The sequence below is a fragment of the Pseudomonas sp. UBA4194 genome, assembly GCF_002379585.1.
Lineage (GTDB): Bacteria > Pseudomonadota > Gammaproteobacteria > Pseudomonadales > Pseudomonadaceae > Aquipseudomonas.
The window spans coordinates 5074-29041 of record NZ_DFUE01000056.1 but is presented as its reverse complement, the minus strand read 5'-3'; the positions used below and the strand labels follow the sequence as shown (position 1 = coordinate 29041).

Below are 23968 nucleotides of genomic sequence, written 5' to 3'. Positions count from 1 at the left end.
ATAAGTCCTCAGTCCCGCATTTGAGTCTGTGTTTCGACAGGGTCGATCAACACGGCTAGTTGCTGGCGCACCAGCATGTCGAGAATCTTCTCCTGGTTGTCGCCCAGGACGCCGGTGAAGCTGATGCCGCTGGATTTGGTCGGCGCCAGCATCGAAACCTTGTACAGCTCCACACTCAGGGGCGAGTCGATGGCCAAGGGGTTGCTGCCGTTGCCAGCCAGCTCACCGCCCACCACGATCATCGACACTTCGGCGTCGAAGGGGTCGAGCTTGATGTCGCGGTCGGTGTCGGACAGGTCCTTGATGTGGCCGTACAGGCCGGTCAGGCCGTTGGCCATGGAGATGTTCTCGTACAGGCGGATGTTCACGCTGTTGCGGATGCGTATGCCGTGGCGCTTGTTGGCCACGACCTTGTTGCCCCAGATCAGGTTGTCACCGCTTTCGTACAAGGTGATGCCGTCGGTGTGGTTCTGGTAGATCTCGTTGTAGGCGATCAGGTTGTTCACACTGTTACGGTCGATCACCAGGCCCGAGAGCTTGTTTTCACGGGTGCGGTTATTGAAGATCCAGCTGTCGTTGACCTCACGGGAAATGATGATGCCGTGCTTCTTCTTGGTCCCGTAGACGTCGTTGTCGGCGATGATCAACCGATGCGAACGGTCGTGGGGGTCGATGCCGTAGACGATGTTGTCGTTGTAGGTGCTGCTCTTGATCACGAAGTCCTGGGTTTCGTAGCAGTAGAAGCCGTACCACATGTCTTCGAACTGCGAGCCGATGATCCAGCCGGTAGGCTCGGCGCGGCCCATGGCCTTGGTCATGTTCGGCGTGTACTGGGAAATGCTCACCCCGTACGACTTGGACTGGTTGTAGCCGAAGTTGGCCATCTTGGTGTTGACGATGTAGGTCTCGGTGCCGCCCCACGACAGCAGGAACGGACGAAACGCCTTGGGCGCCTTGAACGTTGCCGGGCCGTTGCTAGCCTCGCGCCAACCGGTCACCTTGGTGTTGCTGGTGAACAGCTTGCCGTCGTTGACGATGAACGAACCGGCTTCTTCGGACAGGCGCAGTTCCTTGGTCTTTCTGTCGATTTCCAGGATGCCCTTGTTGCCGATCACGATCGGCAACCTGGCCAGGTACACACCCGGCGAGGTTTCCTTGATGTATTGCGGCAGTGCCTTGGCCACGTCCTTGAAGTTCATGTAGCCGTTGTCGATGAAGATCGCCTGGGGAATGCCACGCTGGCGCTTCACCCACTCGGCCATCTTGTTGTCGCCGCCGATGAATTCCTTCAGCGCCGTTTCCTGCAGCATGCGCCGGACGCTGGCCTTGCCCTTGACCTTGCGGTTGATCTTGGCCTCGACGGCCGCCTCGGTGTAGCCGGAAAGGTCCGGCAGCTTGGGCGGGTCCATGGCCAGCGGCGCGGTGGGCGCGCTGGAAATGGTGTAGGTCTTGGCCTGCTGCAGACCCTTGACCACGGTTTCCGAATTCTGCGCGGCCGCCGCAGGAGCCTGCGTGTCGGCCAGGGCCACGCTGCTGGCCAGCAGCATGGCGCCGGCCAGCACAGCGCCAGACCAGGCGCGCTTGTGCTTGTTGCACTGTAGATTGTTCATCTCATCGCACTCCATGGGCGGCTTGCATCAGAAACGCCAGATCACATCGACGATGGCGCGGTGCATGTAGCTGTCGACGTCGTTGTGGTAGGCGCTGCCCGGCATGAATACCCCGGCCCGCAAGCGCACCAGCGCCGAAGGCTCATCGAACGACTGGCTGACGGCAGCAGGCAGCAGGCCCTGCTTGAAGTACTTGGTCACCACCAGATCGAGCTCCTGACCCAGGTCCTTGCGCCCATCGTTGTTCAGCGGCAGGGTTTCAGCGAGGCTGCCGGTGGTTTCGCTTTCACGTACGGCGTTGAAACCATTGCTGCCGATCGAGGAATTGCCATCGACACGGCGGAACTTGTGATAGATCAGCGAGGCGTCGTACTCGTCCTGCTTCTGCCACGAGGCGAACAGCGAGCCGCTTTCCACGTTGGCCATCTCGCCCTGGAACGCTTCGCCGAAGCGATGAATACGCGAACGGGTACCGGTCCAGTTCGAACGGTTGCTCTCCAGACCGTTCTGCTCGTAGTTCTTGCTGGCGCGGGAATAGGCCGCGCCCACCTGCCAGGCAGGATCGAGCTTGAAGCGAGCACCCAGGTCAGTGGCCCAGCCGTTGACGTTGGAGTTCTCCTTGACCCGCTGGGCGACGCCGAACTCGTCGTTGCGGGCGCTGACGCGGTCGCGGTCGCCGTTGACGAAGGTCAGGCTGCCCCAGTAATTGAAGGTGTTCAGGTTGCGATAGTTGTAGGCATCGCTGGTGGCTTCCAGGCCCAGCCAGGTCAGGTCACCGTTCTGTACCTTGTCGGTGTCGTCCAACTGACGGGTAGGGTCGGCCAGGCTGCCGTTGTCGTGGGAATGGTGGGCACGTACCCCGGCCCACTGACCCGGCATCCATTGATATTTGACGTCGCCGTAAACGTGCAGGCGATCCTTGTCGTCGGGGGCCAGTTCGGTAAGGTCGGTGCGGTATTCGCTGAAGCGCTTGGCAACGCCCACTTCACTGGTCAGCAGGGTGGTGTCGAAGTTCCAGTTCACCGCTTCGATGTTGACGTCGTGCCATTGGCCGTCGTCGTTGCGCAGGCGCTGGCGGCCGACCTTGAGCATCTCGCCGGGGTAGGGCGTCAGCAGGCTGCGATAGCCAACCCAGAACTCGCGCATGGCGGCGTAGGTCTTGTCGACGTCGCGGTCGCCGGTGCTGTTGCGCTGGCTGCGATTGGCGTCATCGCTGTCCACGGTATCGTTCTGATCCAGCGGATCGGTTTCGATGGTGTCGGTGGCGCTGACCACCTGGCCCATGGCGTACGCACTCCAGTTGCCCCATTCGCCATACACCCAGGGGCGAAGGTCGATACCGATACCGTTGACGTCGCCGCCACTGCGCGTGCCCAGGTCACGATCATCCTCGGACTGGCCGGTGATCTTGACCTCCAGGCCGAAGTTCTTCTCGGCGGTCAGTGCCGCCAGTGTCGGACAGGACCACAACATCGCAAAGCCCAGGCCAATGCCGGCTTTCATCCACTGATTCAACTTCATAGAGACTCATCCTTACCGACGTCTTGTTCGGGCACCGGGGCGTGCTGGGCCAGGGTGTTTGCCTGGGCCATCACGCCGCGTGCCTGTTGTTCCTGCGCCAGCAGCTGTTGCGCTTGCGCGCGCTGGGCAGGCGTCAGTTGACCTTCCAGGGTTTGTGCCAGTTCAAGCACCTGCGGTTGCGGCTCCGGCTGGGCCTTGGCCAGCTGGATGAACACGTAGGCATTGACCGGATTGGGCAGCGTGCCGCGGCCGCCGGAGTACAGCTGGGCGAGGGCAAAGTCGGCGCTGCCCTGGCCGGCGCGAGCGGCCATCAGCAGGTTGTCCACCGCTTTCTGTGGCTCGACCTGACCCAGGTAACCGCGGCGATAGATCTGCCCGAGGTAGTAGTGAGCGCTGTTCTCGCCCTGGGCAGCAGCCTTGTTCAGATGCTCGACAGCTTTGTCGGCATCGGGGGTGAGCAGCTTGCCTTCGTAATAGACCTTGCCCAGCAACAGTTCAGCGCGTGGCTGCGCCGATTCGCGGCCCTTGTCCAGGTATTCCATCATCTTGTCGACGTCCCCCAGTTCGGGGAAGTCGTAGATCAATTGCGCCAGGCTGACCCAGGCTGCCGGGTAGCTGGGAGCGATCTGTTCGAGCATGGCCTGGGCGGTGGCTTCGTCGGTCTTGCCCAGGCTGCTGTCACTCAACACGCGTGCCACGCTGTCCATGCGCTGAGCGTTGACGAGGCCCAGGGTGTAGGCGCTTTGCAGCTGGTCGAGCAAGGCCTTCTGCTGGTCGGCCTGGCCACGTTTCTGGTACACGGTGGCCAGTTCGACGTAGCAGATATCGGTGCTGCTCAACGCTTGTTTGCAGATGCGCTCGACATCGTCCAGGTGCTGGTCGTAAGTGCCTTGGGTGCGATACAGCAGCACCTGAGCCAGGCCCGCTTCCGGGTACCCGGCCGCTTGCCACTGGCTGATTTTCTGCTGCGCGTTGACGTTGGGGAAGCTCTGCGGATATTGCAGGTAGAGCATCGCCAAGGGAATCAGGGTGCTGCTTTCGTTATTGGCAAAGGCTTGCTTCAACAGGCCTTCGGCTTCATGGCGTTCGGCTTCGGTCGAGTTGGGCTTGGTGGCCAGTAGACGCCCCAGGCGCGCTTGCGCCCGAGGATAGGTGGCCGCCGCAGCGCGGTAAGTCGCCTCGGCCTTGCGCAATTGCTCCGGGTCACGGCTCTGCACCTGGATATCGGCCAGGCCGACCTGGGCATCGGCATAGCCCAGGTCCGCCAGTTGCTGATAGTTCTTCTGGGCCAGGGCGACATCACCGTTCTTCAGGGCTTCGTTGGCCAGGCGCTGGTCTGGCAGGCCGGCGCAACCGGCCAGGCCGATCGCGAGGGCCAGGCCCAGCAGCGCGGGTCTGTGCAAGGTCATGAATGGACTAACCACAGGCATTCTCCTGACTTAGAGGCCGCGGGCCGTGGCTTTGTCGATCAGCCAGTTCACCGACGGGCCGTGGTCGGCGTTGACCTGTACCGGACGCCCGGCCAGTTGGCTGGACAGCGGCTCGTCAGGCTTGATCTGTACGCGAATGTCCGAAGACAGGTCGGTGCTGTTCAAGCTGGCGCTGCTGACGATCTCGCCCTGACGGACGCGGTCTTCACCGGCGACGCGGAAGTCCACCCGCGAGCCTGGGCGCACGTCGTCGAACTGACGGTAGGTGAAACGCGCTTCGATATTGGCCACCGCATCACGCGGCACCAGTTGGTACACCGGATCGCCCTTGCTGGCGTACTGACCATCGGCGACCAGCTGCTGCGCCACTACGCAATCGCAGGGCGAGGTCAGGGTGCCAGTCATTTGCTTGCCAAACAGCTCGGTCACCCGCTCGGGGCTCAACTGGGTATCGTCCAGATGGCCCTTGAGCACATCCAGCATGCTGGTGCTGAAGCTGGCCAGCGGGGCGCCTTTGGGCGCGGCGGCGCCCACGGCGATCAGGCCCGAAACGGTACCGTCGCGGGGCATGGTCACCGCGCTGCCCGGTACGCTGACCAGGCCCGAGGTGGCGTGGCTGACGAAGTAGGCACTGTAGATGGACTTGGCCACGAAGCCGAAGGCGGCGACGCCGACCACGAATACACCAAGGCTGAAGGTCACTGCACGCAGGCGGGCAAACCCGCTCATGCCGCCAGTGTTGCCGCCACGCTTGCGGGATTTGGTGAAGTTGTCGCGTTGCAGGGTGCCCAGCACGTCGCCCATGCTCACCACGTCACCGGCCAGGTGCGAGGTGATCAAAGTGCGCAGCGCGGATATTTCCTGCTGTTCCAGGTTCTGGAACTGGCAGCCGGTGCGGCCGTCGGCTTCCACCGAGCGGACCTGGAATTCGATGTCCATGCCCAGGCCCAGGTTATCGATGACGAACATCATCCGGCCCTTGTACACCTGGCCCTGCACCAATGGCTGCTTGGCGTGGAAGCTGAAGCCGCCCGCGGAGAGGTCATCCAGGCGCACTTCCTGGGTTTCCCGGTTGGGTCCCGAATAGCGCAACTTGGTGGGGATGCGCACCCGGGCGTGTTGGCGCTGGGCTTCGGATTCATGCACGACGTTCACATTCACGGCTGTATTCATGGCGGTTTTTCCTACTTAATCCGTTCAGTTTCCGGAGACCATGACCATCAGGACGGCCACGAAGATGCTGGCTGCCGAGAAAGTCATGGTCCGCGACGACCAGGTGTTGAACCATTGTTGAAAGCTGGCCAGGTCGCGCTTGAGCGCGGTGGGCTGGCGGGTCCAGGATTGCTTGTCGAGGCGGAAGAAGACGTAGATCTTCATCATGGCGCCGACAATCTGGTTGTAATAAAGAATCACCGGGTAGGCCGGTCCGATCTTGTGACCCGAGCACATCAGCATGATGGTCAGGATCAATCGGGTGATGCCGATCCATAGCAGGTAAACCGCCAGGTAGGCGATGCTGTACTGGATGCTGGCGATGATCGCGACGGTCAGGCCCAGCAGGCTGGTCCACATCGACACGCGTTGGTCAAACAGCACCACGCTGGTAAACAGGCCCAGGCGACCAACACCAAGACCCAGCGCTCGGGAGTTCTGCCGCAGGTTGTTGCCATACCAGCGGTACATCAATTTGCGACTGGCCTTGAAGAAGCTCTTTTCCGGTGGGTGCTCCACCGTATTGATCGCCGCATCAGGCACGTAGAAGGTGTCGTAGCCCAGGCGCATCAGGCTGAACCAGCTGGACTTGTCGTCACCGGTGAGGAACTTGAAGCGGCCCAGACGCCAATGGTCGATCGAGTCGCTTTCCACATCGGCGATGAATTCAGGGTTGGTCACCACCGAGGCACGAAACACCGACATGCGCCCGGTCATGGTCAGCACGCGCTTGGACAGGGCCATGGAGCACATGTTGATGTGGCGCTGGGCGAACCGCAGCTTGTGCCACTCGCTCATGATGTAGCCGCCGCGTACTTCGCAGAACTCGTTGGTGGTCAGGCCGCCGACATTGTTGTAAAGGCGGAACCAGGGCACGGTCTTGCGCACCACGCCTTCGGCCAGCACGGTGTCGCCATCGATCACCGCTACTACCGCGTTGTCATCGGGCAGATGGCGCGAGATGGCACGGAAGCCGTAGGCCAGGCCATCGCGCTTGCCGGTGCCGGCGATGCGCACGAAGTCCAGCTTGCAGCGCTCCGGTGGTGCCATTCGGGCCCACAGGGCCTTGACCAGCATTTCATCGGACATCTCCACCAGTGAGCAGACCACGGTGGTGGGATAGCCGGAGTCGATCGCTTCGCGAATCACCGATTGGTAGACCTGCGCGGTGGTCAGCGCATCGATACGAAAGCTGGTCACCATCAGGAACACGTGCGAAGGATCGGCGTCGGTGCCCAACTTGCGAACCTTGCGGCGCAGGTGGGGGTAGACGATGTACAGAAAGATCATGCCGCGCACGAAATGCGTGGCACCCATCGAGTAGCGCCAGATACCCACGGCGCCAATCAGAAATATGAAGTCCTTGGACTCGGGGCTGAAGATCGTTTCGGGCAAGGCCAGGGCCAGCACCGCCAACAATGTCAGGTAGAACAGCCAACCGGCGGCCTGTAGAAGGCCGTGTTTTAGCCTGTGCATGATCTGCGTCCGTCTCGTTATCGGGTCGGGCTAACCCGAACCTGGTTAAGGCAGGCCTCAAGCCCCGAGGGTGGCCGCGCAGGCCGCCCTCGGGTGACAGCTGTTACCAGCAGATACCTTCGGTACGCGCCTGAGCATCGGTGGTGTTAGGCATGAAGCCCACCAGGTCGATGACTTGCTTGCCCACCGGCACCTGGGTCACCAGGGAACGGAACTTCTCGTCACGGTTGCCCAGGATGATGATGTCGGACTCGCCGACGACCTGGTCGAAGTTGGAGTTCAACAGCGAGGACACGTGAGGGATCTTGGACTCGATGTAGTCTTTGTTGGCGCCGTGAACACGTGCGTATTCGACGTTGCTGTCGTAGATCTTCAGGTCGAAGCCTTTGCCGATGAGCATTTCGGCCAGCTCTACCAGCGGGCTTTCACGCAGATCGTCGGTACCGGCCTTGAAGCTCAAGCCCAGCAGTGCCACTTTGCGCTTGTCGTGGCTGGAGATGATGTCGAAGGCGTTCTGTACCTGCGAAACGTTGCTGCGCATCAGCGAGTTGAGCAGCGGCGCATCCACGTCCAGCGAGCTGGCACGGTAGGTCAGGGCGCGAACGTCCTTGGGCAGGCAGGAACCACCGAAGGCGAAGCCTGGGCGCATGTAGTACTGGGACAGGTTCAGGGCCTTGTCCTGGCACACCACGTCCATGACTTCACGGCCATCGACGCCGACCGCTTTGGCGATGTTGCCGATCTCGTTGGCGAAGGTCACCTTGGTGGCGTGCCACACGTTGCAGGTGTACTTGATCATCTCGGCGACTTCGATGTCCTTGCGGATGATCGGGGCGTCGAGTTCTTCGTACAGGGCCTGGAGGACGTCGCCGGAAGCATCGTCGAATTGCCCGATGACGGTCATCGGTGGCTGGTCGTAGTCCTTGATCGCGGTGCTCTCGCGCAGGAATTCCGGGTTCACGGCAACGCCGAAATCGATGCCGGCCTTCTTGCCCGAGCAGTCTTCCAGGATGGGGATCACCACGTTCTTCACGGTGCCCGGCAACACGGTGCTGCGCACGACGATGGTGTGGCGGCTGCTCTTGTCACGCAGCACCAGACCGATTTCGCGGCACACCGATTCGATGTAGTTAAGTTCCAGATCGCCGTTCTTCTTGCTCGGCGTGCCGACGCAGATCATCGACAGATCGGTGGCGCGAATCGCTTCGGAGAAGTCAGTGGTGCCGCGCAGACGACCGGTGTTGATGCCCTGTTCCAGAAGCTCGCCCAGACCCGGTTCAACGATCGGCGATTTGCCGCTGTTGATCAGGTCGATCTTGGCTTTGGAGACATCCACGCCCACAACATCGTGACCACGTGCAGAGAGGCAACCGGCACATACTGCACCGACGTAGCCCAAACCAAAGATGCTGATACGCATTCCATTCACCTCATGTGTTATCACGCCGACTCCAACCATTAAGAGTCAGTCCGGTTTAATTAACCACTCGCAGTCAGGCACTCGGAAGTTTGACGGAAGACCGCCAGAGTCCGGGCGCAGGCATATATAAGTAGTGAGTGCGCAAGAAATGCACTCAATGTGGGCGTCACATGGCCGCGGATAGCGGCGCGCCCTGAAATGTAGCCGGCCTCTGTTACAAAACGACTTCCCATTCAGCAGTGCGCATTGAAATTGTTATATTTATATCAACGTAATCAGGCACTAACGCGCGGATCGGAAGTTCAGTAAACAAGGCTCAAGCCTCTCCTCGTCAAGGATGATGTGGTGCGTTCTCTCCTGAGAATGTTCATGAGTCACGCGGGGTGACTGTAGGGGGCAAGTTGCTGGGTTTTGAGTCCAGCTATTTTCCTACTCCTTGTAAGTGATCTCTCACACGCTGCTCGAGAATCGTTACGGGTGGTATGAGCAGATGAAATCGTGTTTAGTTCCTGAGGCGAAAAGCCACTGGTGAAGAATTGTTTAATATCAGGGTGGATCCCAGCAGTTTCATTTTGACATCACTGTTCCATTTCGCCCTTATGTATAAGGGAGTTGCGCGGGGTCGATAGTTTTTTGCCACTACGCAAAATTATTTTCAAAAAATGTCGAAAAAAAATTCATCCCAAACCGTTCGTCCGGATCCAACTTGTTGAAATGCCTTTAGTTTGACGCCGGCTTGCTGACAGTTGCCGCAATATGATGTTTTGGTGAATTGGGGAAGGGTGCAGCGAGTGCTTGCACCCGTGCACCGAAATCGACGCTTTATCAGTCGGTGGGATGATCGCGCAGGAACACCAGATGATCGGTTTTGGAATGTTCGGCGCTGTAGTAATAGCCTTGAACATCGAACCGTTTAAGGGCATCGGGATCATCGATGCGCTCGTCGATGACGAAGCGCGCCATCATGCCCCGAGCTTTCTTGGCGTAGAAGCTGATGATCTTGTACTGGCCGTTCTTAAGGTCCTTGAAGTCGACGTCGATGACGCGAGCCTCCAGCGCCTTGCGCTTGACCGCCGAGAAATACTCGTTGGACGCCAGGTTGAGCAGCACGTCGTCGCCTTGCGCAGCCAACGCCTGGTTCAGCCATTCGCTGATACGCTCGCCCCAGAACGCATAGAGGTCCTTGCCGCGGGCGTTGGTCAGCTTGGTGCCCATTTCCAGGCGGTAGGGTTGCATCAGATCCAGAGGGCGCAGCAGCCCATACAGGCCTGAAAGCATGCGCAGGTGCTTCTGCGCGTAGTCGAACCCGGCCTTGTCGAGGGTTTCGGCATCCAGCCCGGTGTATACGTCGCCCTTGAAGGCCAGCAGTGCCTGCTTGGCGTTGGCGGGGGTGAAGTCCGGTGTCCAGCTGCCGAAGCGAGCGGCATTGAGGCCAGCGAGCTTGTCGGACAGGTGCATCAGTTCACTGATTTGCGCTGGACTGAACTCGCGCAGCAGCGTGATCAGTTCCTGGGAATGGTCGAGGAATTGGGGTTGAGTGTGGCGCTTGGTAACCGGCGGGGTCTCGAAGTCGAGGGTCTTGGCTGGGGAAATGACCATCAGCATAGGGCGTTCTCCTTGGATCGTGCACGGATTCTAAGGAGATAACCGCCCCACCGATACCCCGTAGCAGCGGCATAAGCCGCGTCCGGCTCCCGCGATGTAGCAGCGGCGTAAGCCGCGTCCGGCCGCGCCGCGGTCCAACCGGGGTGATGCGGTTGAGGGCCTGACGCGGCTCACGCCGCTGCTACAGGTTGAGATGCCGCGTCCGGCTCCCGCCATGTAGCAGCGGCGTAAGCCGCGTCAGGGCGCACCGCGGTTAGAGGAACTGCTCGGCGTAATGGCAAGCCACCTGTCGTGTCTCCACCTGCCGGAACTCGGGCACCTCGCTGCTGCACCGTTCGGTGGCATACGGGCAACGCTTGTGGAAAGCGCAGCCCGAGGGCGGGTTCAGCGGGTTGGGCAGTTCACCGACGATCTTGATCTTGGGCTTGAGCGGGTCCGGCTTGATGGTCGGGGTGGCCGACAGCAACGCCTGGGTGTAGGGGTGCAGCGGCTTGGCATAGATGTCCTCCTTGGGCCCCATTTCCGCCGGGCGCCCCAGGTACATCACCAACACCTGATCGGCCACATGGCGCACCACCGCCAGGTTGTGCGAGATGAACACATAGGCCGTGTTGAACTCCTGTTGCAGATCCATGAACAGGTTCAGCACCTGGGCCTGAATCGACACGTCGAGCGCCGAGGTCGGTTCATCCGCCACCAGCACCTTGGGTTGCAGCATCATCGCCCGAGCCAGGGCGATGCGCTGGCGCTGGCCGCCGGAGAACATGTGCGGGTAGCGTTGGTAATGCTCGGGCCGCAACCCCACTTGCTGCATCATTGCCTGCACCTTTTCACGGCGCTCGGCCTTGCTCAGTGTGGTGTTGATCAACAGCGGTTCACCCAGTTGGTCGCCGATCTTCTGCCGCGGATTGAGTGAGGCGTAAGGGCTCTGGAACACCATCTGCACGTCCTTGCGCAATTGCTTGCGCTCGGCCTTGCTGGCGCCCGCCACTTCCTGGCCGGCAATCTGCAGCGAACCGGAGGAGGGCTCCTCGATCAGGGTCAGCGCGCGGGCCAGGGTCGACTTGCCACAGCCGGACTCACCGACCACGGCCAGGGTCTTGCCTGCCTCCAGTTCGAACGATACGCCATTGAGGGCGCGCACCACGGCGTGCGGTTTGAACAGGCCACGGGAGACGTCGTAATGACGGGTAAGGTCGCGGGCGGTCAGTACGACGCTCATCACGCCACCTCCTGGTTCAGCGGGTAGAAGCAGCGGGCCAGGCTCTGGGCTTTGGGGTCCAGGGCCGGGCGTTGGGTGCGGCAGTTGTCCTGCACGTAGGGGCAGCGCGGCGACAGCAGGCAACCTTGCGGACGGTCGTAGCGGCCGGGGACGATACCGGGCAAGGTCGCCAGGCGCTCGGCGCCTTCGCTGTGCTCGGGGATGGCCATCAGCAGGGCTTCGCTATAAGGATGCGCCGGAATGTCGAACAGCTGCGGCACATGCCCGACTTCCACGGCCTGGCCGGCGTACATCACGCACACGCGCTGGGCGGTCTCGGCCACCACGGCCAGGTCGTGGGTAATCAGGATCAGTCCCATGTTCTGCTCTTGCTGCAGGTTGAGCAGCAGTTCCATGATCTGGGCCTGAATGGTCACGTCCAGCGCGGTGGTGGGTTCGTCGGCGATCAGCAGCTTGGGCTCGCCGGCAATCGCCATGGCGATGGCGACGCGCTGGCTCATGCCGCCGGAGAGCTGATGCGGATAGGCATCCAGGCGACTTTCAGCGGCAGGGATCTCCACCTTCTTGAGCAGCTCCAGCGCCCGCTGGCGTGCGGCCTTGCCGGACATGCCCAGGTGCTGACGCAGGACTTCTTCGATCTGGAAACCCACGGTGTAGCTGGGGTTGAGCGCGGTCATCGGGTCCTGGAAAATCATCGCCAGGTCCTTGCCCACCACCTTGCGCCGTTGCCGGGCATTGAGCTTGAGCATGTCGTGGCCGTCGAAGACCAGCGAATCGGCCGTGACGATGCCGGGAGCATCGATCAGACCCATCAGCGCCATCATGGTCACGGATTTGCCCGAGCCCGATTCGCCGACGATGGCCAGCACTTCGCCCTTCTCGACATTGAGGTCCAGACCGTCCACCACGGGCACGGCCTTGGCGTCGCCGAAGCGCACGTTGAGGTTGTTGATATTCAAAAGTGACATGGTCGGCTCCTCACGCGGCATTCTTGAGTTTGGGGTCCAGCGCGTCGCGCAGCCCGTCGCCCATCAGGTTGATTGCCAGCACGCTGAGCAAGATGGTCAGACCCGGCAGGCTCACGACCCACCAGGCACGTTCGATGTAGTCGCGGGCCGAGGCCAGCATGGTGCCCCACTCCGGCGTCGGCGGTTGCACGCCAAGGCCCAGGAAACCCAGTGCAGCGGCGTCGAGAATCGCCGAGGAGAAGCTCAAGGTGGCCTGCACGATCAACGGCGCCATGCAGTTGGGCAGCACGGTGATGAACATCAGGCGCGGCAACGTCGCACCGGCCAGGCGGGCGGCGGTGACGTAGTCGCGGTTCAACTCGCCCATCACCGCAGCGCGGGTCAGGCGCACGTAGGAAGGCAGCGACACCACGGCGATGGCGATCACGGTGTTGATCAGGCCAGGGCCGAGGATGGCGACAATGGCCACGGCCAGCAGCAGCGAGGGCAGGGCCAGCATCACGTCCATCAGGCGCATGATCGATGGCCCCAGGATGCGCGGAAAGAAGCCTGCCAGCAGGCCCATGAGAATGCCCGGAATCAGCGACATCACCACCGACGACAAGCCAATCAGCAGCGACAGCCGCGAGCCCTGGATCAGCCGTGAAAGCAGATCGCGGCCCAACTCGTCGGTGCCCAGAATGAACTGCCACTGACCGCCTTCGAGCCACACCGGTGGGGTCAGCAGGAAGTCGCGGTATTGCTCGCTGGGGTTATGCGGCGCGACCCACGGGGCGAAGATCGCGCAGAACACGATGATCAGCATGAAGATCAGCCCGGCCACGGCGCCTTTGTTCTTGGCGAACGCTTGCCAGAATTCCTTGTACGGGGAGGGGTAGAGCAGGCTTTGGTCCACCGCGGCCGCTTGCGTATTCGTAGTCATGGTGTAGGTCTCAACGCTGATGGCGGATGCGTGGGTTGGCCAGGCCGTAGAGGATATCCACGACGAAGTTGACCAGGATCACCAGGCAGGCGATCAGCAGGATGCCGTTCTGTACGACGGGGTAGTCACGGGCGCCAATGGCTTCGATCAGCCACTTGCCGATGCCGGGCCACGAGAAAATCGTTTCGGTCAGCACGGCGCCGGCCAGCAGGGTGCCGACTTGCAGGCCGAACACGGTCAACACCGGAATCAGCGCGTTGCGCAGGCCGTGCACGAACACCACACGGGCAGGCGAGAGGCCTTTGGCGCGAGCGGTGCGCACGTAGTCTTCGCGCAGCACTTCGAGCATCGAGGAGCGGGTCATCCGGGCGATCACCGCCAGCGGAATGGTCCCCAGCACGATGGCCGGCAGGATCAGGTGCTGCAAGGCATCCCACCAGGCGCCTTCGTCCTCGCTGAACAAGGTGTCGATGAGCATGAAGCCGGTTTTCGGCTCGATGTCATAAAGCAGGTCGATACGCCCCGACACCGGCGTCCAGCCCAGGGTCACGGAGAAGAACATGATGAGGATCAGCCCCCACCAGAAAATCGGCATGGAGTAACCGGCCAGGGAAATGCCCATCACCCCATGGTCGAACAGCGATCCTCGTTTGAGCGCGGCAATCACCCCGGCCAGCAGGCCCAGGACCCCGGCGAAGATCAATGCGGCGATGGACAGCTCCAGCGTCGCCGGGAACAGCGAGGTGAATTCGCTCCACACACTTTCCCGGGTGCGCAGCGATTCGCCCAGATTGCCCTGGGCCAGGTTGCCGATGTAATCCAGATACTGGGCGTACAGCGGCTTGTTCAGACCCAGGCGTTCCATTGCCTGTGCGTGCATCTCGGGGTCGACCCTGCGCTCGCCCATCATGACCTCGACCGGGTCACCGGGAATCAGGCGTATCAACGCGAAGGTCAACAGCGTGATGCCGAAGAAAGTGGGGATCAGCAATCCCACACGTCGGGCAATAAAACTAAACATCGTGTGTAGTACCTCATCAGCCGGCTAGGCATGCCCCTTGTCCGCCCGTGTGGGCGCCGACGCGGGGCGTTTTTCTTCTACTTCACCTGGGTGGTGGCGAAGTTGTTATTGGTCATCGGGCTTATGTGAAAGCCTTCGACGTTCTTGCGCATGGCTGTGAACAGACGTGGGTACGCCAGGCTCAGCCAAGGTTGCTCCTGCAAAAATATGACTTGTGCTTGTTCGTAGAGCGCCGCGCGCGCTGACGGTTCAGTGGCTTCGCGGGCCTGGTTCACCAGTGCATCGAACGCAGGGTTGCACCAGCGCGCGGCATTTTCGCCGTTTTTCGCTGCTTCGCAGGTCAGGTTGGGACTGAGGAAGTTGTCCGGGTCGCCGTTGTCGCCGGCCCAGCCATAGAACGACAGGTCATGTTCGCCCAGTTTCAGGCGTTTGATCAACTCGCCCCACTCCAGCACGCGAATATTCAGCTTGATGCCGACCTTGGCCAGGTCCGCTTGCAACAATTGCGCCGCGAGGCTGGAGTTGGGGTTGGTGGGGCTGCTGCCGTTGCGGGCGAAAATGGTGAACGAGGTGCCCTCGGGGACCCCGGCCTCCTTGAGCAGTGCGCGGGCCTTGTCCGGGTCGTAGGGCAGATCGTGAAGGCCGGCGTTGTAGCCCAGCAAGGTGGTGGGATAGGGCCCCACGCCTGGCGTGGCGTTGCCTTCGCCGAACAGGGTCTTGACGAAGGTCGGCTTGTCGAAGGCCATCTGGATGGCCTGGCGCACGCGCACGTCGCTCAGGTACTTGTGGGAGGTGTTGATGGCCACATAGCTGGTCATCAGGGCATCCATTTCGGCGATCTTCAGGTTCGGGTCGGCCTTGATACCCGGCACGTCGTCGGGTTTGGGGTACACCGCGACCTGGCATTCGTTGGCCCGCAGCTTCTGCGCACGCACGTTGTTGTCCACGGTGATGGCGAAGATCAGCGGATCGGCCGGCGGCTTGCCTTTGTAGTAGTCGGGGTTGGCCTTGAAGCGGACCTGTGCATCCTTGGTGTAGCGAGTCAGGATGAACGGCCCTGTGCCGATGGGCTTGCTGTTCATGTCGCCGGTCTTGCCGGCCTTGAGCAACTGGTCGGCATATTCGGCGGAATAGATCGAGGTGAAGCCCATGGCCATGTCGCGCAGGAACGGCGCTTCAGGACGCTTGAGCACGAAGCGCACGGTCATGTCGTCGACCTTGTCGATACCCTGGATCAGGTCGCCCATGGCCATGGCTTCGAAGTAGGGGAAGCCCATGGTCGCCTTGTCGTGCCAGGGATGCTTGGCATCGAGCTGGCGCATGAACGTCCACAGCACGTCGTCGGCGTTCAGGTTGCGGGTGGGCTTGAAGTAGTCGGTGGTGTGGAACTTGACGCCTTCGCGCAGGTGGAACGTGTAGGTCTTGCCGTCGTCGCTGATGTCCCAGCTTTTCGCCAAACCAGGTTGGATATCGGTGGTGCCCGGGGTGAAGTCCACCAGGCGGTTGAACACGGTTTCCGCCGAAGCATCGGCGGTGACCGCGCCGGTGTACTGCACGATGTCGAAGCCTTCGGGGCTGGCTTCGGTGCACACCACCAGCGGCTTGGCGCTGGCGCCCAGGCTGATGCCCAACAGGGCGGCTGCCACGGCAGCCTTGAGTGATAGCGTTTTCATCGAAACCCTCGCAATCGCACTTCAGAGTAGTCGCTGCCCACGATTCGGCGAACCGTGGGCAGCGCGCCGGGTTAGAGAATGGTGAATGGAATGGTGGTGACGATCCGCACCTCGTTGAGGCTGCCATCGACCTGATTCGCGCTGGCGCGGTGGGCGCTGTAGGTGGCGCGAATGGTACTGGCCTTCAGTGGCCCGCTCTGCACTGCATACGAGGTGCCCACGCCGTACTCGTAATGGGTCTCGCCGTCCTGGGCCTGAATGCCGTTATAGCCGCCGCCCTTGTAGTGGGTACCGTCGATGCCCCAGCCGCGAGCGGTATAGACATTGAATTTGAGCCCCGGAACGCCGTATCCGGCCATGTCCAGGCCGTAGCCGATCTGCACGGACTTCTCGTTGGGGCCGTTGTAGTCGGAGAACAGCGAGTTGGCCAGGAAGATCCCGTTGGTTTCGTGCAGGTAGTCGAAGTACTCGTTGCCGTTCACCTCCTGGAACGCCAGGGTGAAGCTGTGAGCCTTGTGGGTGGCGGTCAGCGACAGGCTGTAGGTGTCGTTGTCGATGGCACCCATCTTGGCGCTGCCGGCGTCCTTGGTCTTGTAGTAGTTCAGGCCGGTGCTCAGGCTGAGCACCGAGCTGTCACCCAGCTCATGGGTAGCGCCGAAGTAGTACTGGCTCCAGATGTCCTTGACGCTGGAGGCGTACAGGCTGGTGGCCAGGCCCTTGATTGGCTGGTAGTTGAGGCCGAAGATGTTCACCTGGTCGGTGGTGGTACCGTTTCCGTACTCGGTTCTGAACTTGCTCAGGCTTTGCTCGGTACGCGGTGACACACGGCTGAAGGTGCCGATGTCGAAGTCCAGATTGTCGAACTCGGCGCTGTGCAGGCTGACCCCTTCGAAGCTCGAGGGCAGCGCGCGGTTGCCGATGAACGCCAGCACCGGCGTGTTCATCGACTGCCGGCCAGCGGTCAGGGTGGTGTTCGACACCCGTGCCTTGAGGTTGGCCAGGCCTGCCTTGGTCCACTGATCCACCACGTCGCCGTCGTGGTCGGTAAGGGTGCGGTTGCCGCCGCCGGCAACCCGGCCCTTGCCACGTTCCAGGGCCACCGTGTTGTAGGCGGCCACTTCGGTGCTGAAACCCACCGCGCCTTGGGTGAACCCCGAGGTGTAGTTGACGATGGTGCCTTGCACCCAGGTGTCGCGGCTGTTGCTGCGTTCGGTCACGCCGTTGCCCTTGTCGATGCCCCAGGTCTGGCCGCGTTTGCCTTTTTCCCGGGCGTACCAATTGCGCGTCGATCCAGTCAGGCTCGAGTCCTCGATGAAGCCGCGGGCTTCGTCCTGGGCGCTGCTGGTCTTGACCGTGAGGGGAACGAAGGCCTGGCTGATCTGCTCGGCCAGGGCCATGGGTGTGAAACCGCTCAAGGACAACGCGAATACTGCTCTCTTGGTGATTTTCAACGGAAGCTCCTTACCTTGTTTTTAGTTTTATGCGCCGCTTTATAGGTGCGGCTGGTGCCATCCTTGGCGGGTTATGACAATTGCAAACGTTTGCTTGCTCTTTTTGGCCAAAACCTCCCCAAACCCACGGCATCGGCCATGGGGCAGGGAGGGGTTGGGCTTAGTTAGTCGCGGACACTGACGCCGCCAAAATCATTGCGGCCGAAGGGGCTCACCTTGAACCCGTCAACCTTGGCGCTGACCGGCTGGTTGACCGTGGAGTGGGCGATCGGGGTGATCGGCACCTGCTGCTTGAGCAACTGCTGAGCCTGGCGATAGAGCACGCTGCGCTCCTCGCGGTCGGTGACCCGCTTGGCCTGCTGCACCAGCTTGTCGTAGGCCGGGTCGCACCACATCGAGTAGTTGTTGCTGCCGATGGCATCACAGCTGTACAGGGTGCCCAGCCAGTTGTCCGGATCACCGTTGTCGCCGGTCCAGCCGATCAGGGAAACGTCATGCTCGCCGCGCTTGGTGCGGTCCAGGTATTCGCCCCACTCGTAGCTGACGATCTTGACCTTGAGGCCGATCTTGCCCCAGTCGGCCTGCAGCATCTCGGCCATCAGCTTGGCATTGGGGTTATAGGGACGTTGCACCGGCATGGCCCACAGGGTGATCTCGGTGCCTTCCTTGACCCCGGCGTCCTTGAGCATCTGCTTGGCCTTTTCCGGATCGAACGGGGCGTCCTTGATGCTTTCGTCGTAGGACCATTGGGTGGGTGGCATGGCATTGACGGCTTTCTGCCCGGCCCCTTGGTAGACCGCCCTGAGAATGGCGTCCTTGTTGACCGCCATGTCCATGGCCTGGCGTACCTGCAACTGGTCGAACGGCTTGTGGGTCACGTTGTAGGTGATGTAGCCAAGGTTGTAGCCAGCCTGTTCCATGACCTTGAGCTTGGGGTCGGCCTTGAGCCCGGCAAGGTCGGCAGGGCGCGGGTAGGCGGTGACCTGGCACTCGTTCTTCTTGAGCTTCTGCATGCGCACCGAGGCGTCGGTGTTGATGGCGAAGATCAACTGGTCCGCTTTGACCTGGCTCATGTCCCAGTACTGCGGGTTGGCCTTGTAGCGAATCTGCGAGTCTTTCTGGTAGCGCTGGAAGACGAAGGGCCCGGTGCCGATAGGCTTCTGGTTGATGTCGCGCATGTTGCCGCTCTTGAGCAACTGATCGGCGTATTCGGCGGACAGGATCGAGGCGAAATTCATGGCGATGTTCTGCACGAAGGCTGCGTCGACTGCCTTGAGGGTGAACACCACGGTGTGGTCGCCGGTCTTTTCGACCTTGGCGATGTTCTTGTCCAGGCTCATGCTCACGAAGTACGGGAACTCGGTGGGGTAGGCCTTGCGAAAGGGCTGCTCGGGATCGAGCATGCGGTTGAAGGTGAACAGCACGTCGTCGGCGTTGAAATCACGGGTGGGGGTGAATTCCTTGTTGCTGTGGAACTTGACCCCTTCGCGCAGGTGGAAGGTGTAGGTCAGGCCATCGTCGGAAATGTCCCACTGGGTGGCCAGGGCCGGGATGACGCTGGTGCCGCCTTTCTCGAACTCGGTGAGGCGGTTGTAGATCGGCTGGGCGGCATCGTTGTCGGTGCCGCTGGTGTACTGGGCGATGTCAAAGCCTGCGGGGCTGCCCTCGGAGCAGTACACCAGGCTGTTGGCGGCCTGGCCGAGCGAGGTTTGGGTCATGAGCCCCATGGCGAGCATGGCGGCGAAAACGTGGGTATGTCGCATGACGGTCCCTATCTTGTTGTTGGCATGGTGTGCGGACACCCCGGCGCCCATTGGGCAACAGCAGGTCCTGGCCATTGGACGCTAGGCCCTTTTGGCAGAATCGTAAGTCGGCTGTTTCCGAGAGTGTTGTAGGAAAGTTCCTGGCCGGCACCTATCCCCTGTGGCAGCGGGCGCTGCCCGCGATGGCGGCTTGTCAGATCCATCGCCATCGCGGGCATCCCGGCACGCCGGTGAGCCCATTGCAAAGGGGTGCGGTACCTTGGGATAACGGGTGACCCGTTATCCCAACGCCCTTACTTCACGCTGACGCCATAGAACGAGTTCAGGCCAAACGGGCTGATCTTGAAGTCCTGGACGTTGGCGCGCATGGGCTGATAGACCGTGGAGTGCGCGATCGGGGTGATCGGCACCTGGCCTTTGAGCAACACCTGAGCCTGTTTGTACAGTTCGGTGCGCTTGGCCTGGTCGGGAGTGGCCTTGGCGGTCTTGATCAACTTGTCGTAGTCGGTATCGCACCACTTGGAGAAGTTGTTGCCGTTGACCGCGTCGCAGCCGTACAGGGTGCCCAGCCAGTTGTCCGGGTCACCGTTGTCGCCACTCCAGCCAATCAGCATGGCGTCGTTCTCGCCGGCTTTGGCGCGCTTGAGGTACTCGCCCCACTCGTAGCTGACGATTTTGGCCTTGATGCCCACCTTGCCCCAGTCCGACTGCAGCATTTCGGCCATGAGCTTGGCATTGGGGTTGTAAGGCCGTTGCACCGGCATGGCCCACAGGGTGATCTCGGTACCTTCCTTGATGCCGGCTTCCTTGAGCAGCGCCTTGGCTTTCTCCGGGTTGTAGCCGGCGTCCTTGATGCTGGTGTCATAGGACCACTGGGTCGGTGGCATGGCATTGACGGCCAACTGGCCAGCGCCCTGATACACCGCCTCGATGATGCTCCGCTTGTTGACTGCCATGTCCAGCGCCTGGCGAACCTTGAGGTTGCCCAGTGGCTCATGGGTCACGTTGTAGGCGATGTAGCCCAGGTTGAAGCCAGCCTGGTCAGGCATCTGCAGGGCCTTGTCGGCCTTGAGCGGCTCGAGGTCCGCAGGACGTGGATAGACACTGACCTGGCACTCGTTCTTCTTCAGCTTCTGCATGCGCACGGAAGCATCGGTGGTGATGGCGAAGATCAGGTTGTCGATCTTCACGTCATCCGGGTTCCAGTAATCCTTGTTGCCCTTGTAGCGAATCTGCGCGTCTTTCTGATAACGGCTGAACACGAACGGACCGGTGCCGATCGGCTTCTGGTTGATGTCCGAGGCCTTGCCCTGCTTGAGCAACTGGGCAGCGTATTCTGCAGACTGGATCGAGGCGAAGCTCATGGCCATGTTCTGAATGAACGCGGCGTCCACGGTCTTGAGGGTGAACTTGACGGTGTGCTCGTCGACCTTCTCGATGCTGGTGATGTTCTCATCCATACCCATGTCGGTGAAGTATGGGAACTCGGTAGGGTAGGCCTTACGGAACGGCATCTCCTTGTCGATCATGCGATTGAAGGTGAACAGCACGTCGTCGGCGTTGAATTCGCGGGTCGGCTTGAAGTAGTCGGTGGTGTGGAACTTGACCCCTTCGCGCAGATGGAAGGTGTAGGTCAGGGCGTCCGCGGACACGTCCCATTTGGTCGCCAGGCCTGGAATCACGGCGGTGCCGCCACGCTCGAATTGGGTCAGGCGGTTGAACACGGTTTCGGCAGAGGCGTCGAAATCGGTGCCGCTGGTGTAAAGCGCCGGGTCAAAGCCCGCCGGACTGCCTTCGGAGCAGAACACCAGGTTGCTCGCGGCGTGGGCGAAAGGTGCGCTGGCAAGCAAGCCGGCGCCGACTAGAAACGGAATGACCGCGGTTTTGAGCATGGTGGCCTCAGTTGTTGTCATTTTAAGTAATGAGGGCGACCTCGTGAGTCGACCCGCCGATACTTATGCAGGCGGCATACCCAAATCAACCGTCCGCTTTGTATCAAGCCTGAAACGGTGGGACGAGCGTACATGAATGTCGCATCGATATAACTTCTGCTGAAGTTGAACGTTTGATCAGAATCATTTCGGTGCAGCGTGTGCGCTATAGGCCCGCATTCGAGCACGGCTGTGCGCTCGAATGGGGCAATCGGTATCAACGCTTGAGGCTGACTCCGTAGAACGGTGTCAGACCGAAGGGGCTGATCTTGAAATCCTGCACTTCCTTGCGCATCGGCTGGAACACCGTGGAGTTGGCAATCGGAGTGATAGGTACCTGATCCTTCAGGATTTTTTGAGCCTGCTGATACAGCTTCACACGTTCTTCGCGGTTGCTGCTCAACTTGGCCTGCTGCACCAGCTTGTCGTAGGCCGGATCGCACCACTTGGCATAATTGCTGCCCTTGATCGCTGCGCAGCTGTAGAGCACGCCCAGCCAGTTGTCCGGGTCGCCGTTGTCGCCGGTCCAGCCGTAGATCATGGTGTCGTGTTCGCCATTCTTGGCACGCTTGATGTACTCGCCCCACTCGTAGCTGACGATATTGGCGTTGATGCCAACCTTGGCCCAGTCACTTTGGATCATCTGCGCCGACATCCGCGCGTTGGGGTTGGAGGCGCGCTGCACGGTCATGGCCCACAGGTCGATGCGGGTGCCTTCTTTCACGCCGGCTTCCTTGAGCAGTGCCTTGGCTTTGGTGATGTCGTGCGGAGCATCCTTGATGCCTGGATCGTACGACCACTGCGCCGGCGGCAGGGCGTTCTGCGCCAGCTGACCGGCGCCCTGGTACACCGCCTTGATGATCGCCGGCTTGTCGATGGCCATGTCCAGCGCCTGGCGCACCTTGAGCTGGTCCAGCGGTGGGTGGGTGACGTTGTAGGCCAGGAACCCGAGGTTGAATCCCGGCTGGCTGAGTACCCGCAGGTTGGGGTCCTGCTTCATCACCTCGATGTCCGCCGGGCGCGGGTAGCCGCTGACCTGGCACTCGCCGGCCTTGAGTTTCTGCAAGCGTACGGCGGCATCGGTGTTGATGGCGAAGATCAGGTTGTCGAGCTTGACGTCCTCCGGCTTCCAGTAGGCCTTGTTGGCGGCGTAGCGGATCTGTGAATCCTTCTGGTAACGCTTGAACACGAACGGGCCGGTGCCAACGGGTTTCTGATTGATGTCGGCGGCCTTGCCCTGCTTGAGCAACTGGTCGGCGTATTCGGCGGACTGGATCGAGGCGAAGCTCATGGCCAGGTTCTGCACGAATGCGGCATCGACGTTGTTCAGGGTGAAGACGACGGTGTGTTCATCCTGCTTGGTGACTGCCTTGATGGTGCTGTTCAGGCCCATGTCGGTGAAGTACGGCGATTCGGATGGATAGGCCTTGCGGAACGGCTGCTCCGGATCGAGCAGGCGTTGAAAGGTGAACACCACATCGTCGGCATTGAAGTCGCGGCTGGGGGTGAAATAGTCGGTGGTGTGGAATTTGACCTGGTCGCGCAGGTGGAAGGTGTAGGTCAGGCCGTCGGCCGAGACGTCCCAGCTCGTCGCCAGGCCAGGCTCGACCTCGGTGCCACCGCGCTTGAACTGGGTCAGGCGGTTGAACACGGTTTCGGCAGACGCATCGAAGTCGGTGCCGCTGGTGTATTGGCTGGGGTCGAAGCCGGCAGGGCTGGCTTCGGAGCAATACACCAGGGTACTGGCGGCCTGGGCCGCAGGGGCGCAGGCGAGCAGGGCGGTGGCCAGAAGGAGCGGTTTGAAGGCGGGGATTTCCATATGGGGCCTCGGGACAGTGGAGGGTAGTGTGGGGTCAATCAGGGCACCCGCGTGACGCGACCCTTTGTGGGAGCGAGGCCCTGATCGACACCCTTCGAATCAGGGCATCACCACCTCGATGGTGCCATCGGCATTGATACTGACTTCACTGGTGCCCGCTTCGACATCCGGCGTCACCGGGGCCGCGTCGGCACGGGACGCTTTCATCATCATCGCGCCACGCGCGTAGGGCTGTGGATAACCGGCACTGTTGAGGTTCAGGTTGACCACTTTATAGGTTTTGCCGCCCAGTGCGTCGGTCGCCAATTGGGCGCGGGCCTTGAATGCGGCCACCGCTTCCTTGAGCAGGGCATCTTCACTCTGCTTGCGGGTAGCGTCAGCGATGGAGAAATCCATGCCGCCCATCTTCAAGGTTTGCAGCAGTTCGCCGGTGAGCTTGGACAGGGCCGGGAAGTCGGCGCTTTCCAGGCGCAGTTCGGCGCGCTCGCGCCAGCCAGTGATTTTCTGGCCCTTGTCATCATAGACCGGGTAACTGTTGCGGCTGCCCTGACGCAGGGTAATGCCCTTGACCTCGCGGGCCTGGGCCAGCGCCTTGTTCATGGTGTCGCTGATGGTATTGGCGAGCTTGCCGGGGTCGGCGTTCTGTTCTTCGCTGTACAGGGTGACGATCATCAGGTCGCGAGGCACTTGCTGGTTGACTTCGGCACGCAGGGAAATCTGGTTGTAGCGCGGCTCTTGGGCCAGTGCAGGCAGACTGGCGAGCAGGCCAGCGCCGAGGATGAAAGCGGCGCTGCGGGTGATGGCGGGCATGGGGAACTCCTTGTTGTGGGTCAGGGTAAGACTGGATAAGCGGGGTGCGGTTCCTGAGGTGTGCGTTGTCGGTACGGGCCTCTTCGCGCCTGCCACACCCCCTGTAGGAGCGGC

The 23968-nt window shown here is 61.3% G+C and carries 17 protein-coding genes; all 17 read right to left on the bottom strand.

The window, feature by feature from the left end:
- Positions 1-8: 8 nt before the first annotated feature.
- On the bottom strand, positions 9-1610 hold the full coding sequence (algG, locus tag B3397_RS14050; RefSeq protein WP_296251077.1) for a mannuronan 5-epimerase AlgG: 1602 nt from the start codon (positions 1608-1610) through the stop codon (positions 9-11).
- Between the two features lie 27 nt (positions 1611-1637).
- Positions 1638-3131, bottom strand: coding sequence for an alginate export family protein (locus B3397_RS14045; protein WP_296251075.1), 1494 nt, complete (start codon positions 3129-3131; stop codon positions 1638-1640).
- Entirely contained in the window at positions 3128-4555 is a 1428-nt protein-coding gene (gene algK, locus B3397_RS14040) for an alginate biosynthesis TPR repeat lipoprotein AlgK (RefSeq protein ID WP_414704388.1), read from the bottom strand. The genes B3397_RS14045 and algK overlap by 4 nt, the downstream gene beginning before the upstream one ends.
- Before the next feature lie 15 nt (positions 4556-4570).
- Positions 4571-5734 carry an alginate biosynthesis protein Alg44 gene (locus tag B3397_RS14035; RefSeq protein ID WP_296251072.1) on the bottom strand — a complete coding sequence of 388 codons (1164 nt, stop codon included), beginning with the start codon at positions 5732-5734 and terminating at the stop codon, positions 4571-4573.
- 24 nt (positions 5735-5758) lie between these two features.
- Complete coding sequence (alg8, locus tag B3397_RS14030; protein ID WP_414704387.1) at positions 5759-7249, bottom strand: mannuronan synthase; 1491 nt, start codon at positions 7247-7249, stop codon at positions 5759-5761.
- A gap of 103 nt (positions 7250-7352) precedes the next feature.
- Positions 7353-8669, bottom strand: a complete 1317-nt coding sequence (locus B3397_RS14025) for a nucleotide sugar dehydrogenase (RefSeq protein WP_296251071.1) — start codon at positions 8667-8669, stop codon at positions 7353-7355.
- An 825-nt stretch (positions 8670-9494) separates the two neighbouring features.
- Positions 9495-10274, bottom strand: coding sequence for a peroxide stress protein YaaA (gene yaaA / locus B3397_RS14020; protein WP_296251070.1), 780 nt, complete (start codon positions 10272-10274; stop codon positions 9495-9497).
- A gap of 253 nt (positions 10275-10527) precedes the next feature.
- Positions 10528-11496, bottom strand: a complete 969-nt coding sequence (locus tag B3397_RS14015) for a peptide ABC transporter ATP-binding protein (RefSeq protein WP_296251069.1) — start codon at positions 11494-11496, stop codon at positions 10528-10530.
- Positions 11496-12464 carry an ABC transporter ATP-binding protein gene (locus tag B3397_RS14010; RefSeq protein ID WP_296251067.1) on the bottom strand — a complete coding sequence of 323 codons (969 nt, stop codon included), beginning with the start codon at positions 12462-12464 and terminating at the stop codon, positions 11496-11498. The genes B3397_RS14015 and B3397_RS14010 overlap by 1 nt, the downstream gene beginning before the upstream one ends.
- A gap of 10 nt (positions 12465-12474) precedes the next feature.
- A complete protein-coding gene (locus B3397_RS14005) occupies positions 12475-13386 on the bottom strand; it encodes an ABC transporter permease subunit (protein WP_296251065.1) in 912 nt (303 codons plus the stop codon).
- Positions 13387-13396: 10 nt separating this feature from the next.
- On the bottom strand, positions 13397-14407 hold the full coding sequence (locus B3397_RS14000; RefSeq protein ID WP_296251064.1) for an ABC transporter permease subunit: 1011 nt from the start codon (positions 14405-14407) through the stop codon (positions 13397-13399).
- Between the two features lie 77 nt (positions 14408-14484).
- Positions 14485-16080, bottom strand: coding sequence for an ABC transporter substrate-binding protein (locus tag B3397_RS13995; RefSeq protein WP_296251061.1), 1596 nt, complete (start codon positions 16078-16080; stop codon positions 14485-14487).
- A 71-nt stretch (positions 16081-16151) separates the two neighbouring features.
- A complete protein-coding gene (locus B3397_RS13990; protein ID WP_296251058.1) occupies positions 16152-17531 on the bottom strand; it encodes an OprD family porin in 1380 nt (459 codons plus the stop codon).
- Between the two features lie 164 nt (positions 17532-17695).
- On the bottom strand, positions 17696-19294 hold the full coding sequence (locus B3397_RS13985) for an ABC transporter substrate-binding protein (RefSeq protein ID WP_296251056.1): 1599 nt from the start codon (positions 19292-19294) through the stop codon (positions 17696-17698).
- A 293-nt stretch (positions 19295-19587) separates the two neighbouring features.
- Positions 19588-21186: an ABC transporter substrate-binding protein gene (locus tag B3397_RS13980; RefSeq protein ID WP_296251053.1), complete on the bottom strand. Its 1599-nt coding sequence runs from the start codon at positions 21184-21186 to the stop codon at positions 19588-19590.
- Between the two features lie 256 nt (positions 21187-21442).
- Positions 21443-23044 carry an ABC transporter substrate-binding protein gene (locus B3397_RS13975; protein ID WP_296251050.1) on the bottom strand — a complete coding sequence of 534 codons (1602 nt, stop codon included), beginning with the start codon at positions 23042-23044 and terminating at the stop codon, positions 21443-21445.
- A 99-nt stretch (positions 23045-23143) separates the two neighbouring features.
- Positions 23144-23854 carry an SIMPL domain-containing protein gene (locus B3397_RS13970; protein ID WP_296251048.1) on the bottom strand — a complete coding sequence of 237 codons (711 nt, stop codon included), beginning with the start codon at positions 23852-23854 and terminating at the stop codon, positions 23144-23146.
- Between the last annotated feature and the right edge of the window lie 114 nt (positions 23855-23968).